This window comes from Paracoccus fistulariae (assembly GCF_028553785.1).
Taxonomy (GTDB): Bacteria; Pseudomonadota; Alphaproteobacteria; order Rhodobacterales; family Rhodobacteraceae; genus Paracoccus; species Paracoccus fistulariae.
Genome location: NZ_CP067136.1, coordinates 1,253,782 through 1,268,711 on the forward strand (window position 1 = coordinate 1,253,782; position 14,930 = coordinate 1,268,711).

At 61.7% G+C, this 14,930-nt stretch carries 17 protein-coding genes; 8 read left to right on the forward strand and 9 right to left on the reverse strand.

The window, feature by feature from the left end; genetic code table 11:
* Position 1: 1 nt before the first annotated feature.
* The gene (locus tag JHX87_RS06225) at positions 2-820 is read right to left on the reverse strand and encodes a thymidylate synthase (protein WP_271883264.1); all 819 of its coding nucleotides are present in this window, start codon (positions 818-820) and stop codon (positions 2-4) included.
* 177 nt (positions 821-997) lie between these two features.
* On the opposite strand from JHX87_RS06225, the gene JHX87_RS06230 reads away from it, so the two are divergent.
* Positions 998-1,426, forward strand: a complete 429-nt coding sequence (locus tag JHX87_RS06230) for a VOC family protein (RefSeq protein WP_271883266.1) — start codon at positions 998-1,000, stop codon at positions 1,424-1,426.
* Between the two features lie 40 nt (positions 1,427-1,466).
* On the opposite strand, the gene JHX87_RS06235 is transcribed toward JHX87_RS06230, so the two are convergent.
* The 3 genes from JHX87_RS06235 to JHX87_RS06245 form a co-directional block, all read right to left on the reverse strand.
* Positions 1,467-1,880 carry a MarR family winged helix-turn-helix transcriptional regulator gene (locus tag JHX87_RS06235; RefSeq protein WP_271883473.1) on the reverse strand — a complete coding sequence of 138 codons (414 nt, stop codon included), beginning with the start codon at positions 1,878-1,880 and terminating at the stop codon, positions 1,467-1,469.
* Between the two features lie 213 nt (positions 1,881-2,093).
* Positions 2,094-2,393: a succinate dehydrogenase assembly factor 2 gene (locus JHX87_RS06240; RefSeq protein WP_271883267.1), complete on the reverse strand. Its 300-nt coding sequence runs from the start codon at positions 2,391-2,393 to the stop codon at positions 2,094-2,096.
* The gene (locus JHX87_RS06245) at positions 2,386-2,736 is read right to left on the reverse strand and encodes a helix-turn-helix domain-containing protein (RefSeq protein WP_271883269.1); all 351 of its coding nucleotides are present in this window, start codon (positions 2,734-2,736) and stop codon (positions 2,386-2,388) included. Before JHX87_RS06245 ends, JHX87_RS06240 begins: the two co-directional genes overlap by 8 nt.
* Before the next feature lie 75 nt (positions 2,737-2,811).
* On the opposite strand from JHX87_RS06245, the gene JHX87_RS06250 reads away from it, so the two are divergent.
* Complete coding sequence (locus tag JHX87_RS06250) at positions 2,812-4,014, forward strand: pyridoxal phosphate-dependent aminotransferase (RefSeq protein WP_271883271.1); 1,203 nt, start codon at positions 2,812-2,814, stop codon at positions 4,012-4,014.
* Between the two features lie 115 nt (positions 4,015-4,129).
* Here the strand turns inward: JHX87_RS06250 and JHX87_RS06255 are convergent, their stop codons facing one another.
* On the reverse strand, positions 4,130-4,912 hold the full coding sequence (locus JHX87_RS06255) for a 3-hydroxybutyrate dehydrogenase (protein ID WP_271883273.1): 783 nt from the start codon (positions 4,910-4,912) through the stop codon (positions 4,130-4,132).
* 349 nt (positions 4,913-5,261) lie between these two features.
* Here JHX87_RS06255 and JHX87_RS06260 point away from each other — a divergent pair, with 349 nt between their 5' ends.
* The 3 genes from JHX87_RS06260 (at position 5,262) to JHX87_RS06270 (ending at position 8,814) form a co-directional block, all read left to right on the forward strand.
* On the forward strand, positions 5,262-7,121 hold the full coding sequence (locus JHX87_RS06260) for an extracellular solute-binding protein (protein ID WP_377776014.1): 1,860 nt from the start codon (positions 5,262-5,264) through the stop codon (positions 7,119-7,121).
* Positions 7,122-7,251: 130 nt separating this feature from the next.
* Entirely contained in the window at positions 7,252-7,590 is a 339-nt protein-coding gene (locus JHX87_RS06265) for a hypothetical protein (protein ID WP_271883275.1), read from the forward strand.
* A gap of 333 nt (positions 7,591-7,923) precedes the next feature.
* Positions 7,924-8,814: a cation diffusion facilitator family transporter gene (locus JHX87_RS06270; RefSeq protein ID WP_271883277.1), complete on the forward strand. Its 891-nt coding sequence runs from the start codon at positions 7,924-7,926 to the stop codon at positions 8,812-8,814.
* Positions 8,815-8,823: 9 nt separating this feature from the next.
* Here JHX87_RS06270 and xth read toward each other — a convergent pair whose 3' ends face one another.
* The gene (gene xth, locus JHX87_RS06275; RefSeq protein ID WP_271883278.1) at positions 8,824-9,609 is read right to left on the reverse strand and encodes an exodeoxyribonuclease III; all 786 of its coding nucleotides are present in this window, start codon (positions 9,607-9,609) and stop codon (positions 8,824-8,826) included.
* 96 nt (positions 9,610-9,705) lie between these two features.
* Here xth and JHX87_RS06280 point away from each other — a divergent pair, with 96 nt between their 5' ends.
* Entirely contained in the window at positions 9,706-10,302 is a 597-nt protein-coding gene (locus JHX87_RS06280) for a hypothetical protein (RefSeq protein ID WP_271883279.1), read from the forward strand.
* Positions 10,303-10,306: 4 nt separating this feature from the next.
* Here JHX87_RS06280 and JHX87_RS06285 read toward each other — a convergent pair whose 3' ends face one another.
* A complete protein-coding gene (locus JHX87_RS06285) occupies positions 10,307-10,630 on the reverse strand; it encodes a HesB/IscA family protein (protein ID WP_271883281.1) in 324 nt (107 codons plus the stop codon).
* A gap of 78 nt (positions 10,631-10,708) precedes the next feature.
* Here JHX87_RS06285 and JHX87_RS06290 point away from each other — a divergent pair, with 78 nt between their 5' ends.
* On the forward strand, positions 10,709-11,869 hold the full coding sequence (locus JHX87_RS06290; RefSeq protein ID WP_271883282.1) for a deoxyguanosinetriphosphate triphosphohydrolase: 1,161 nt from the start codon (positions 10,709-10,711) through the stop codon (positions 11,867-11,869).
* A 100-nt stretch (positions 11,870-11,969) separates the two neighbouring features.
* The gene (locus tag JHX87_RS06295; RefSeq protein WP_271883283.1) at positions 11,970-12,398 is read left to right on the forward strand and encodes an OsmC family protein; all 429 of its coding nucleotides are present in this window, start codon (positions 11,970-11,972) and stop codon (positions 12,396-12,398) included.
* Positions 12,399-12,560: 162 nt separating this feature from the next.
* On the opposite strand, the gene JHX87_RS06300 is transcribed toward JHX87_RS06295, so the two are convergent.
* Both JHX87_RS06300 and JHX87_RS06305 read right to left on the reverse strand, forming a co-directional pair.
* Positions 12,561-14,156: a peptide chain release factor 3 gene (locus JHX87_RS06300; RefSeq protein WP_271883285.1), complete on the reverse strand. Its 1,596-nt coding sequence runs from the start codon at positions 14,154-14,156 to the stop codon at positions 12,561-12,563.
* A gap of 42 nt (positions 14,157-14,198) precedes the next feature.
* Positions 14,199-14,774: a uracil-DNA glycosylase family protein gene (locus JHX87_RS06305; RefSeq protein WP_271883286.1), complete on the reverse strand. Its 576-nt coding sequence runs from the start codon at positions 14,772-14,774 to the stop codon at positions 14,199-14,201.
* Positions 14,775-14,930: the final 156 nt, after the last annotated feature.

The following is a 14,930-nucleotide window of genomic DNA, read 5'->3' on the forward strand; positions in this document are numbered from 1 at the left end:
CCTAGACCGCGACCGGAGCCTTGATGCCAGGCGCAGGGTCGTAATCCAGCACGCGGAAATCGTCGAATTTGAAGTCGAAGATTGAATCGACCTTGCGGGTCAGTTCCAGCCGGGGCAGCGGGCGCGGGTCGCGCTGCAATTGCGTGTGAACCTGGTCCATGTGGTTCAGATAGATATGTGCATCGCCCATCGTATGGATGAAATCGCCGGGCTCATAGCCGGTGACATGGGCCAGCATCGTCTGCAGCAATGCATAGGAGGCGATGTTGAAGGGCACGCCCAGAAACATATCGGCCGAGCGCTGATACAGCTGCAGATGCAGTTTCCGTCCGGCAATGCGGACCTGCCACAGCGTGTGACAGGGCGGCAGGGCCATGCGGTCGATATCGCCGGGATTCCAGGCCGTCACGATCAGCCGACGGCTGTCGGGCGTCTTGCGGATCGCCTCGACCAGATTGGCGATCTGGTCGATCTCGCCGATCCGGGGCGCCTCGTCCTGGACGCGCTGGATCGTCGGGAAATGGCGCCATTGATGGCCGTAGACCGGGCCCAGATCACCCGTCTCATCGGCCCATTCATCCCAGATCGAGACGCCATTCTGCTTCAGGTAGCCGATATTCGTATCGCCCGAGAGAAACCACAGAAGTTCGTGAATGATCGAGCGCAGATGCAGTTTCTTGGTCGTCACCAGCGGAAAACCATCGGCCAGAGGATAGCGGCACTGCATCCCGAAATGCGAGACGGTGCCCGTACCCGTGCGATCGGTCGATTCGACGCCCTCATCCAGCACCATGCGCAAGGCATCCAGATATTGCTTCATGCGGGAATCCCTTTCGTGACGCGTTCCGTTACTCATATAAGTCCGTCGCCGCGAAGGAAACCTGCCGCGTCAGCCTGCAACCAAAGCGCATCGCAAGCGTTTCCTTACTCGCAGCCTGGCCCCTGAACACGGCCGGAAAACACCACCCCGATACGATACCAAGATGAGGTTAATCCGATGAAGGTCCGCTATTTGCACACGATGGTCCGCGTGAAGGATCTGGACAAGACGATGGAGTTCTTTCGCCTGCTGGGCCTGGAGGAAACGCGCCGCTCGGAAAATGAGAAGGGCCGCTTCACGCTGGTCTTCATGGCCCCGCCCGGCCAGCCGGAATGTCCGGTCGAACTGACCTATAACTGGGATGGCGATGAGGGCCTGCCCTCGGATAGTCGGCATTTCGGCCATCTGGCCTATCGCGTCGGGAACATCTACGAGATGTGCCAGCGGCTGATGGATGCGGGCGTGACGATCAACCGTCCGCCCCGCGACGGCCATATGGCCTTTGTGCGCAGCCCCGACAATGTCTCGGTCGAGTTGCTGCAAGAGGGGGACCACCTTCCCCCGCAAGAGCCCTGGGCCAGCATGGAAAATACCGGCCACTGGTAACCGCGTGCCGGACGGGCTGAATCCCGTTCGGCATCCACCCTTAATAGATATAACGAATCTGTTCGCCCCAGAACCGCTCGATCCGGCGGGACTGCATATTGACCAGTTCCAGCGGAGGATCCTCCAACACGCCGGACATGGCCAGCCCCTCGGCATGACGCAGAAACAGGTCATGGATCGTCTGCCGCACCTCGATCCCCCGATCTGACAGGCGCACCCGGACGGAACGGCGGTCCTGATCGCAGCGCTCGTGATGCACATAGCCCATCGCGACCAGCTTTTTCAGGTTATAGCTGACATTCGACCCCTGATACATCCCGCGAGAGCGCAACTCACCTGCCGAGACCTCTGCCTCACCCAGATTATAAAGGATCATTGCCTGAACCGGCGTCAGATCATTGCGATTGAGGCGTTCAAATTCATCCTTGACCAGATCCAGCATCAGCCGGTGCATCCGTTCAAGCAATTGCAGGGATTCCAGATAGGCTTCGGTGGTTTCCGAAAGATCGGGAATCAGCGGTATTTCGTTGTCAGAGCGCGTTTCGCGCGGCGCAGGTGAAAGCATGGCGTCTGCGATCCTGTCTTTTTGCTACTGAGACAGGTTTGGCGGAAAGAAGCGAATCTTCAGTTAATTCGACAGAAGTTTCCGAAGCGAATGCCGAAAATTTTACCCGGCATCCCGCAGACGCTGCGCCGCATGTTCGGCAACCAGATCCAGAATCGACGAGATCCCGGCAGGACCGCGGTTCGGGCCGCCATTCACGCGGGCCGTGATCCACAGATACAGATCCTGATCGTTCTCATTCATCATCGCCTCAAAGGCGTCCAACTGGGGCGCGGACAGATCCGCCAGCGGGCCATCCGCAAAATGTCCCAGCAGCAGGTCCATTTCCTTCATCCCCCGCCGCCAGCTGCGCAGCTTCAGCCGCCGCATCCGCGTCTCATGGCTTTCCGTGGCCTTATCCATCACCCAACTTCCCTTCCAGCCGCGACAGGCGATGCAGCGCATCCTGCAGTACGCGGCGCAATTCCTGCAACTCGGCCGCAGCAGTGCTTGCATCGCTGTCCGAGGTCAAGCCCGCCCCTTCCCCGTTCAGCAGCCAGCCGACCGAGACATCCAGCATCTTCGCAACCCGGCCCAGCCCGTCATCTGTCGGGGCGGATTGATCGGCCTCCCATTCCTCGATCGTGACGCCGCCCAGGTCCAGCCGCTCTGCCAGCTGCTCCACGGTGAAACCGGCGGCCTCCCGTGCTGCGGTCAGCCGGTCGCCCAGCGTCGCCTCTGCCGGGCCGTAACCGTAATCGGACATCGTTGCCTCGCTTGTGGGTTCTGTCGCGCAAGCGTAAGCCATAGTCGTCCACAGTTCAAACCGACGAGGCCGATCATGGCGTTTCTGTCTGACCGCATGGCACGGATAAAACCGTCCCCCACCATCGCAATGACCACTCGCGCCGCCGAACTGCGCGCCGAGGGCCGCGATATCATCAGCCTCTCTGCCGGAGAGCCGGATTTCGACACCCCAGCCAATATTCGCGAGGCGGCAAAATCTGCCATCGATGCAGGCCAGACCCGCTATACCGCCGTCGATGGCACCGCCTCGCTGAAACAGGCGATCTGCGCCAAATTCCAGCGTGAAAACGGTCTTGATTACGATCCCGCCCAAATCACCGTCGGCACGGGCGGCAAACAGATCCTGTTCAATGCCCTGATGGCCACGCTGGACGAAGGCGACGAGGTGATCATCCCCGCCCCTTATTGGGTCAGCTACCCCGATATGGTCCTGCTGGCCGGCGGCACGCCGGTCATCGTCGAATGCAGCCTGGAACAGGGCTTCCGCCTGACGCCAGAGGCGCTGGAGGCGGCGATCACCCCGCGCACCAAATGGCTGATCCTGAATTCACCCTCGAACCCGTCAGGGGCGGCCTATGACCGCGATCAGATGAAGGCGCTGACCGATATCCTGATGCGGCATCCGGATATATGGATCCTGTCGGACGATATCTACGAACATCTGGTCTTCGACGATTTCCGATTCGTCACCCCGGCACAGGTCGAACCGGCGCTGAAGGACCGCGTGCTGACCATGAATGGCGTCAGCAAGGCCTATGCCATGACAGGCTGGCGCATCGGCTATGGCGCCGCGCCCACGCCGCTGATCAAGGCCATGGCAAAGCTGCAATCGCAATCGACCTCGAACCCCTGCTCGATCAGCCAATACGCGGCCGAGGCCGCGCTGACCGGTCCCCAGGACTACATCCATGACAGCCGCGCGGTCTTCCAGCGCCGCCGGGATCTGGTCGTGGCCGGGCTGAACGACTGCCGCGGTATCGACTGCCCGACACCGCAGGGCGCCTTCTATGTCTACCCCTCGATCAAAGATCTGATCGGCAAAACCTCCGCTGGCGGCACGACCATCACGGATGATGAGGCCTTCGCCAATGCCTTGCTGACAGAAACCGGCGTCGCGGTGGTCTTCGGCGCGGCCTTCGGCCTCAGCCCGCATTTCCGCATCAGTTATGCCACCAGCGATGCCCAGCTCTCCGACGCCATCGCGCGCATCCAAAGCTTCTGCAAAGGCTGCAGCTGACGGAAATCCGCCCCGAAAAATGACAAGGGCGCGGCCCCGCAAGACCACGCCCTTTCTTCTTTGCCGAAATATCCCCGCCGGAGGCACCCGCCCCCGCCAAAAGCGCCGAGGGCAGTTACAGCGCGGTCCAGCCGCCATCCACGCTGATCGAGGTGCCGGTGATCTGCGCCGCCGCATCGCTGCACAGAAACACGACCGTATCGCCCAATTGCTCGACCGTGACGAATTCCTTCGAGGGCTGGCGTTCAAGCATGACCTTCTCGATCACCTCATCGCGCTCCATCCCGTATTCCTTCATCGTGTCGGGGATCTGCGCCTCAACCAGCGGCGTCAGCACATAGCCCGGGCAGACCGCATTGCAGGTGATCGGCTCTTTCGCGGTTTCCAGACCCGTCACCTTGCTCAGCCCGACAATCCCGTGCTTGGCCGAGACATAGGCCGATTTGAACGGGCTCGCTGTCAGACCATGGGCCGAGGCGACATTGACGATCCGCCCCCAGCCTGCTGCACGCATCTTGGGCAGCGCGGCGGCCGTCGTGTGAAAGGCCGAACTCAGATTGATTGCAATGATCGCGTCCCATTTCTCGACCGGGAAATCGGGGATCGGGGCGACATGCTGGATGCCCGCGTTATTGACCAGAATATCGCATTTCCCGGCCTTATCGATCAGGGCGCGGCATTCCTCGGGCTTGGACATATCGGCCTTGATATAGCGGGCGGTGACGCCGTGTTTCCGGCCCAGCTCTTCCGCCAGATCGTGGTCTTCCTTGTTGTCGGTAAAGCTGTTCAGCACCACATCCGCACCGGCGGCGGCAAGCTGATGGGCGATGCCCAGTCCGATTCCCGAATTGGAACCCGTCACAACCGCGGTTTTGCCGCGCAGAAATGTCTCGAACATGAATCCTCCAGAAGTTCAGGCTTGGTGGCAGACTAGCCCCGCCTGACGCGGTGTGAAGCCCGAATATGTCACGGCAGGCCGCATCGCCCGCATCCCGCCTAACGCACCTGCCCCGGAAATGTTGCAACACGAATTTTTTACGCGCGACAGGCGACCAAAAAAAGCGCCCGCACAAGGCGGGCGCAAGTCATGAGGCAGGTTTCATACAGGCAAGAAACCTATCGAGCAGTGAGTTATTTATACGCGAAGCGCCGCCCGAGTCCAACATCGATTTCCCCGGCGGCATTGACGCTCGCAGAGTCTGATTGTTGATATCGGGTCGACAACAAGAATAGCTGGGCGGCGGGCAATGCGAATCTTCAAAATCCTTAACAAATGCGCGACCGGACGTGTTTTTACATATCTGGCGCTGGCGCTGGCGGGTGTTGCATCAATGCCGCTGACAACCCTTGCCGATCCCGCGCATGGCATTGCAATGTATGGAAAACCTGCTCTGGAATCGGGCTTCGAATCCCTGCCCTACGCGAATCCCGATGCCCCGAAAGGCGGCACGATTCGCCTGGCTGAACCCGGCAGCTTCGATTCCCTCAAACCATGGGTGTTAAAGGGCAACGCGGCCTGGGGCGTCGGCGTGCATGTGGCCGAGTCGCTGATGTATCGCTCTATTGATGAGCCTTTTACGCTTTACGGTCTTCTGGCCGAATCCGTCGAGACGGATGAGAATCGCCAGTGGGTTGAATTCACCCTCCGCCCCGAGGCGCGGTTTTCCGATGGCAGCCCGGTCACGGTCGAGGACGTGATGTGGTCCTATGAAACCCTGGGGACGCAGGGGCATCCGCGCTATCACGGTGTCTGGTCCAAGGTCGAGACGATGGAACAGACCGGCCCGCGCAGCCTCCGGTTCACCTTCAACACCGATGACCGCGAACTGGCCATGCTGCTGGGCATGCGCCCGATTCTGAAAAAGGCGCAATGGCAGGGCAAGGATTTCGCGCAATCGGGGCTGGAAGTGCCCATCGGCTCGGGCGCCTATGTGATCGATCAGGTCGATCCCGGCCGCTCGATCACCTTCCGGCGCAATCCCGATTACTGGGGCAAGGATCTGCCGGTGAATCGCGGGCAGCATAATTTCGACGCCATCCGCTACGACTATTACGGCGATGCCAATGCCATGTTCGAGGCCTTCAAGGCAGGCGAGGCCGATATCTGGCGCGAATTGTCCCCGCAGAAATGGGAGACGCAATATGACTTTCCCCGCGCGAAGCAGGGCGAGGTCGTCAAGACCGAGATCCCGAACCAGCGCCCCTCGGGCATCATCGGTCTGGTGATGAACACCCGCCACCCGCTTTTTGCCGACTGGCGCGTGCGCGAAGCGATGATCGAGGCGTTCAATTTCCAGTTCATCAACGCCACGCTGAATGCCGGGAAAGAACCGCGGATCACCTCTTATTTCTCGAATTCGGATCTGGCGATGCAGCCCGGCCCTGCCGAAGGCCGCGTGGCCGACCTGTTGCGCCCCTTTGCCGATGACCTGCTGCCAGGCACGATCGAAGGTTACAGCCTGCCCAGGGGTGCCGAGGGTCCGATTGACCGCAAGGGCATGCGCCGCGCCATGGAACTGCTGGAACAGGCGGGCTGGACCATTCAGGACGGCAGGCTGCGCGATGCCGCAGGCAATCCCTTCCGCTTCGAGATCCTGCTGAACCAGTCGGGCACCGCCATGCGGACCTCATCCGAGACGCAGCAGATCGCCGATCTGTTCATCGATGGCCTGCGGCGTCTGGGCATCGAGGCCCGCGTCTCGCTGCTGGATTCCGCGCAATATATCGAACGCACCCGGAATTTTCAGTTCGACATGGCCTGGTATGAACGCGCCCTGTCGCTGTCGCCCGGCAATGAACAGATGCTCTATTGGGGCAGCGCGGCCGCAGATCAGCCGGGCAGCCGCAACTGGATGGGGATGAAAAGCCACGCCGCCGAAACGATCATCACCGAGATCGTGAATTCCAAAACTCCCGAAGATTTTACTTCTGCCGTCAGGGCCCTGGATCGTGTGCTGACAGCGGGTCGGTATGTGATCCCGATCAGTTTCTCGCCGACGTCACGTCTGGCCCATTCGTCAAAGCTGCTCTATCCTGTTGGCCGCACACCCTTATACGGAGATTGGCCGGGCTTCATGCCCGAGCTGTGGTGGCAGGAGGCAGAGTGATGAAAATAGTGATCGGCGCAATCATTGCCTGCGCCCTTTTGGCCGGATGCAATACGGTCGCTGGCGTAGGTGAAGACATTACCGGGATGGCCACATGGGCCCAGACCGGATTGGGAGGGAGAACCTACTGATGAAGTGGCACCACGTCGAAGAAAACTGGCCCGCCTTTTACGAGGCGATCCAGGAAAAATGGCCTGATGTCGATGAAACCGAACTGGATGACATCGGCGGCGACCAGCGTGCCTTTATCAAGTATCTTGTTGACGTGACCGGGCAGGACAATGCCGAAGTCAAGGAAGAGCTGCGCGAATGGCTGCGCGGCGAAATCCCGTCGGATGTCGTGATGGATCCCATTCACGACAATCATTCCATCGCGCTCAGTTCGAAATATGTCGGCGAGGGCGAAGACGAATATGACGACGACGCCCGTTTCGGTCAGGATGACGACGTTCGCAATGACGGCGACTGATCCGGTGTGATACCGGCGGGACAGACCGGACCTGTCCCGCCCCCACTGCATGATCCCCGCCCTGATCAGCCAGATCGCTTTCTCAATCGTGCGCGGCCGATTGGGCCGTTTTCCCTTGCCTGCAGATGGCCATCGCATCCGGGTCTGTCAGGCCGCAATCTCGCGCCCGTGAGAATGGCTCGCAAGATCCTTGCGAACCCGTCTCAACTGGCGGAAAAACCTGCGCATTTCCGCCGAATCCTGCCCAAAACACGTCGCGCGGCGGTTGAGATTCACATCCCGATCTGCCAGATCGTGGCCTCTTGCAGCGCCACGTGCCAAAGGCCCACGCCCATGTCAGTCACGATCAGGATCGCAATCGGAAGCATCTTTGTCGGACTGATCGTGCTGGCGCTGAAGACGCTGGCATGGTGGCTGACGGGTTCTGTCGCGCTGCTGTCGGATGCGATGGAAAGCACGGTGAATGTGGCGACGGCCATTGCCGCGCTGATTGCAATCCGGGTGGCCGCCAAGCCCGCAGATCACGGCCATCCCTATGGGCATCACAAGGCCGAATTCTTCAGTGCCGTGCTGGAAGGGGTGATGATCATCATCGCCGCGCTGCTGATCCTGCGCGAATCCTATCACGGCTTCATGGAGCCGCAATTGCCCGACGCGCCCCTGCCCGGCCTGTTGATCAATGCGGCGGCGGGCGGGCTGAACGCACTGTGGTGCGGGCTGCTGCTGCGGCAGGGACGGCGGCTGAAATCCCCGGCTCTTGTCGCGGATGGGCGGCACCTGCTGGCCGATGTGATCACCTCGGGCGGGGTGCTGCTGGGCCTTGTCCTGGCGATTGCGACGGGATGGGCGATCCTTGATCCGCTGCTGGCCGCCATCGTGGCGCTGAATATCCTGTGGTCGGGATGGAAGCTGATGGTCGCATCGCTGTCGGGCCTGATGGACGAGGCCGTGCCCGAATCCAGCCTGACCGCGATCCGCGACACCATCTCCGATCACGCCACCGGCGCCATCGAGGTGCATGACCTGCGCACCCGCCACGCGGGCAGCGTCACCTTTATTGATTTCCACCTGGTCGTGGACGGACAGACGACGGTCGAGCATGCCCATCAGATCTGCGACCGGATCGAGGCGGCGCTGAAATCCCGCCTGCCCGAAGCGCAGATCACCATCCATGTCGAGCCCGAGGATATGGCCAAGCACAGCGGCGTGCTGGTACTGGACTAAGACCCGCGATCAGGCGGCCAGGCGGATCCAGACAGGCACGTGGTCGCTGGGCTTTTCCCCGGCCCTCGCGTCCTTGTCGACGCCCACATCGACCATCAGATCGGCGGCCTGTGGCGACAGCAGCAGATGGTCGATACGAATGCCGTCATCCTTGTTCCACGCGCCTGCCTGATAATCCCAGAAGGTAAAGGGTCCGCGCATAGCCCACGGATCGCGCAGGCGCACGGCATCGATCCAGCCCGCCCATTCGATCCGGCGCAGGGCCGCGCGGCTTTTGGGACGGAACAGCGCGTCATCGGTCCAGTTCTGCGGATTGGCGGCATCGCGCGGCTCGGGGATGACATTGTAATCGCCCAGCATCACCACCGGCATCTCACTGGCCCGCAGTTCTGCGGCGCGGGCGGCCAGACGCTCCATCCAGGCCAGCTTGTAGTCGTATTTCGGCCCCGGCGCGGGATTGCCATTGGGCAGATACAGCCCCGCTATCCTGACGGCCTGATCGCCGATCACCGTCGCCTCGATATAGCGGGCCTGCTCATCGCTGTCGTCGCCGGGCAGGCCGCGCATGATATCCTCGAGCGGCAGCCGGGACAGGATCGCGACGCCGTTGAAACCCTTCTGGCCATGCGTCTCGACCGTCCAGCCCAGATCCTCGAAATGCGCGCGCGGGAAATTCTCATCGACCGACTTGATTTCCTGCAGCACGACGACATCGGCATCCGATCCCGCCAGCCAGTCGGTCAGCGCCTGAATCCGGGCCTTGATGCCGTTGATATTGAATGTCGCGATTTTCATGACGGTATCTTTATCAGCGCAAGGCGGATTGGCAACCGATGCCGGGCTGACCTTTGGCGCAATTCGTCCTATTCTGACAGTGGATAGGATAGGCTGATGTATCGATTTCTTCTTGCCCTGCTATTGTCGCTGGCCGTCGCCCCGCCCGGGCTGGCGCAAGAGCGTCCGCGTGCCGGTCTGATGTGGAACCGCAGCGGCCTGCCCGCGACGCTGCCGCTGGTGGTCAAGACCTTTCCCGGCAAGGATTACCTGATCCAGATCGCCGATACGGACAGCGATCAGGCGGTGATGACGGGCTATATCCACGGCGGCAAGACCTTTCGCCTGCTGGTCCCGCCGGGCCGCTGGGCGATCCGCTTTGCCCATGGCCGCGACTGGCAGGGCGAAGACCAGCTGTTCGGGGATGCGACCGAATGGACCTATATGCCAGAGCCGCTGGAATTTGGCGCGGGCATGACCCGGCGGCGCGGCCATGTGATCACCCTGATCGAGCGGAACGGCAAGATGCGCGTGGCCCAGATCCGGCGGCAGGATCAGTGTCAGATGGCAAGCCTGAACAGGATCCTGCGCGGGTGGGAGGGCGCAAACCGGGAAATCGCCTCGTTGCTTGCGGGCAATGGTCAGGGCGAGTTCTGGGGCGAATTGCGCTATCTGGAACCCGACCGGGCGCTGCGCGAAATCGTCTGCGGCTAAGGGATCAGATCGAAAAGGAGGTCCCGCAGCCGCAGCTTGATGAGGCATTGGGATTGTCGATCACGAAACGCGCGCCGATCAGCTCATCGGAAAAATCGATCACCGCGCCCGCCAGATAGGGCAGCGAGACCGGATCGACCACCACCCGCTGACCGCCACCTTCCAGCACCAGATCGTCGGATTCGGGGTCGTCGAAACGGATATCGTATTGGAACCCCGAACAGCCACCGCCCGCGACCGCGACCCGCAGGGGGCGCGTTTCGCCGTTTTCGCTGATCTCCGCCAGCCGGGCAAAGGCTCGTTCGGTTACTTTCGGAGGCAAGTTCATGGGGCGTTCCCGTTTTCGTCTGTGGATAAGGAATATAGGTTCCACCGGCATGTCCCGCAAGGAAGGCTTTGCCCGCCCGTGTCCTCATTCGCCCCCTATGCCTGCCATCCCGATGACAGCCGCGGTCGGCTGCATGCCGAACAACTGTCGACCTTCCGCTCTCCGTGGCAGCGCGACCGGGACAGGATCATCCATTCCAGCGCCTTTCGGCGGCTGAAGCACAAGACGCAGGTCTTTGTCGAGCAAGAGGGCGACGCCTATCGCGGCGATTACTTTCGCACCCGCCTGACACATACGGTCGAGGTCGCGCAGGTCGCCCGCACCATTGCCGGGGCGCTGAACCTGAATACCGATCTGGCCGAGTCGGTGGCGCTGGCCCATGATCTGGGCCACCCTCCCTTTGGCCATACCGGCGAGGACGCCCTTGCGGCGCTGATGGCCCCCTATGGCGGCTTTGACCATAACGCCCAGGCGCTGCGCATCGTCACCCGGCTGGAACGGCATTACGCCGATTTCGACGGGCTGAACCTGACATGGGAAAGCCTTGAGGGCATCGCCAAGCATAATGGCCCGGTTCTGGGTCCCCTACCCTATGCGCTGGCCGAGGTGAATGCCGAATGGGATCTGGAGCTGCACACCAATGCCAGCGCCGAGGCGCAGGTCGCCGCCGTGGCCGATGACGTCGCCTATAACCATCACGATCTGCATGACGGGTTGCGCGCGGGCCTGTTTACCGAAGACGATCTGGCCGAGCTGCCCGTCGTCGGCCCCGCCTTTGCCGAGGTCGATGACCGCCACCCCGGGCTGGACCCCGACCGCCGCCGGCACGAGGCGCTGCGCCGCGTCTTTGGCGTCATGGTCGAGGATGTCATCGCCGTCGCCCAGAACCGCCTGCTGAGCCTGCAACCGGCCTCGGCCCAGGATATCCGCGATATGGACGGCCCGATCATCCGGTTTTCCAAGCCGCTTTATCAGAATATCAAGGCCATCAAGTCGTTCCTCTTTGCGCGCATGTACCGCGCGCCCTCGGTCGTGGATGAGCGGGTTCGCGTCACGGCGATGTTGAATGACCTGTTCCCGCTGTTCCTGAACGATCCGGCGCAGATGCCCGGTGACTGGGGCGCAGAGGCCACGGACGCCCCCGATAAAACCCGCCGGGCGCGGATCGTGCTGGACTATGTCGCGGGCATGACCGACCGCTATGCCATCGCGGAACATCAGCGCCTGCTGGGACTTTGACCGCCTGACAGCGCGATCCGATTTTTTCGCGGATGGCGAAACCGCGGCAAGCGGGCCGCGTTGTACCTGCTGACAATCTCATCTGACAGGAGGTACGATTATGGCAGGTATCACGCGCAAGGGTTCAGCCAAGTGGCATGGCAGCATCAAAGAGGGCACGGCCAGCGTGTCAACGCAGTCGGGCGCCCTGTCGGATCAACCCTACGGGTTCAATACCCGCTTTGAAGACAAGCCCGGCACCAATCCCGAAGAGCTGATCGGGGCTGCACATGCTTCGTGCTTTTCGATGGCACTGTCGCTGATGATGACCGAAGCCGGGATCGGCGGGATCGAGATCGAGACGACCTCGGCCGTCACGCTGGAACAGGATGGTGAGGGCTTCACCGTGACCAAGGTGCATCTGACCACCAAGGTGTCCGGCGATGGCGACAAGGCCAAGATCGAGGAGCTGACCCAGCAAGCCAAGGCAGGCTGCCCGATCTCGAAGCTGATGAAGGCCGAAATCACGATGGATGCCACCGTCGCCTGACCACGCCCCCCCATACCAGATCGGACCAACACCCCCAGAGGTTTCCCCGCAAGGCCCCTGTGGTCGTGAAACCCTCTGATACGGTTTCGATCTGGTGTATTAACCCGCCATGACACGCGTCGTGGCGGGTTCTTTCTTGCGCGCGGCAGGGATCGCGGCGCGTTAGACCATCATTTCCTTGGTCGCGGTCAGGGTGACGTCGGGATAGTCACGCTCGACCCGGTCGATATCCCATTGCAGACGCGTCAGGTACACCAGATCGCCGTCGTGATCATGTGCCAGATGTCCTTTATTGGCATTGGCAAAGGCATCGACCTTGTCCTTGGGGCCATTGACCCAACGGGCGCTGGTGAACTGGCTGGGTTCGAAGCGGACGGGGATGCCGTATTCCAGCTCGATCCGGCTGGCCAGAACCTCGAATTGCAGGGCGCCGACAACGCCGACGATGAAGCCGGACCCGATCGAGGGCTTGAACACCTTGGCCGCGCCCTCTTCGGCGAATTGCATCAGCGCCTTTTCCAGATGCTTGGCCTTCATCGGGTCGGTCGCGCGCACCGATTGCAGCAATTCCGGCGCGAAAGAGGGGATGCCGGTAAAGCGCAGCGCCTCGCCCTCGGTCAGCGCGTCGCCGATGCGCAGCTGCCCGTGGTTCGGGATCCCGATGATATCGCCGGCCCAGGCCTCTTCGGCCAGTTCACGGTCGGCGGCCAGAAACAGCACCGGGTTCGACACCGCCATCGGCTTTTTCGACCGCACATGCAGCAGCTTCATCCCACGCTCGAAATGGCCCGAGGCCAGACGCACGAAGGCGACCCGGTCGCGATGCTTGGGGTCCATATTCGCCTGAACCTTGAAAACGAAGCCGGTGACGTTCTTTTCCTCGGGCGCGATTTCGCGGTCGGCGCTGTTTTGCGGCTGCGGCTCGGGGCCGAATGTCGCAATGCCCTTCATCAGCTCGCGCACGCCGAAACTGTTGATGGCGCTGCCGAACCAGATCGGGGTCATATGCCCCTCAAGCACCGATTTCCGGTCAAAGGCGGGCAGCAATTCCCGCGCCATCTCGACCTCTTCACGCAGCTTTTCCAGCAGATCGGCGGGGATGTGCTGGTCAAGTTGCGGATCGTCCAGCCCCTCGATCTTGATCGACTCGGCCACCTTGTTGCGGTCGGCGCGATCCATCAGTTCCAGACGGTCGTTCAGCATGTCATAGCAGCCGATGAAGTCGCGCCCCACCCCGATCGGCCAGCTCGCCGGCGTCACGTCGATGGCAAGGTTTTCCTGAATCTCGTCGATGATCTCGAACGTATCGCGGCTTTCGCGATCCATCTTGTTACAGAAGGTCAGGATCGGCAGATCGCGCAGACGGCAGACCTCGAACAGCTTGCGGGTCTGGCTTTCCACGCCCTTGGCGCCGTCGATGACCATGACCGCGGCATCCACCGCCGTCAGCGTTCGATAGGTGTCTTCGGAAAAATCGCTGTGGCCGGGCGTATCGACAAGGTTGAAGCGGTAGCTGTCGAAGTCGAAGGACATGGCCGAGGCCGAGACCGAAATCCCGCGATCCTGTTCCATCTTCATGAAGTCCGAACGGGTCCGGCGTGCCTCGCCCTTGGCGCGGACCTGACCGGCCATCTGGATGGCACCACCGTAAAGCAGGAACTTTTCGGTCAGCGTGGTCTTACCGGCGTCGGGATGCGAGATGATCGCAAAGGTCCGGCGGCGGGCGATTTCGGGTGGCAATTCGGGGCGGTTATCCATGCCCGCGCATGTAGCGCCGAACGCGGGCTTGTGCAATCGCGCTTACAGATGTGCCGCCACCGCCGCCCGCAATTCAGGCAGCAGATCGGCCTGAAACCACGGATTGCGTTTCAGCCAGCCGGTATTGCGCCATGACGGATGCGGCAGGGGAAAAACCGCCGGGGCATGATCGCGCCAGCCTGCCACGGTCTCGGTGACATTGCGTGCACCCAGATGCCAGCGCATCGCGTGGCCGCCCACCAGCAATGTCAGATCGGGCTTCAGCAGATCCATGACCTGCCGACGCCATGTCGCGGCACAGATCGGCGGCGGCGGCAGATCCGCGCCCTTGCCATCATAGCCCGGAAAGCAGAAGGCCATTGGCACGATGGCGATGCGGTCGCGGTCATAGAAACTGGCCTCATCCACCGCCATCCACTCGCGCAGCCTGTCGCCAGATCGGTCGGTGAACGGCCTGCCGCTTTCATGCACGCGCAGGCCCGGCGCCTGCCCCACGATCAAAATCCGCGCGCCCGGGCGGAACCAGACGACGGGCCTTGGACGGTGCCGCGTGGCGGTCGCGGCAAAGCGCGTTTCACAAAGGTGACAGTCGCGGATGCGGTGCTGAAGGTCGGACATCTCTCTCATCTAGTGAAAATGCTGTGCGAAAGAAGGGTGACACACCCATCTGTCATCTGGCATCACTGGCGTAATTCTGGACAGAAGCTGGCCACATACATATGGGTAAGGCCATCACATGGCGGCTTTCTGCCTGCCCCGGGAATGAACAGGACG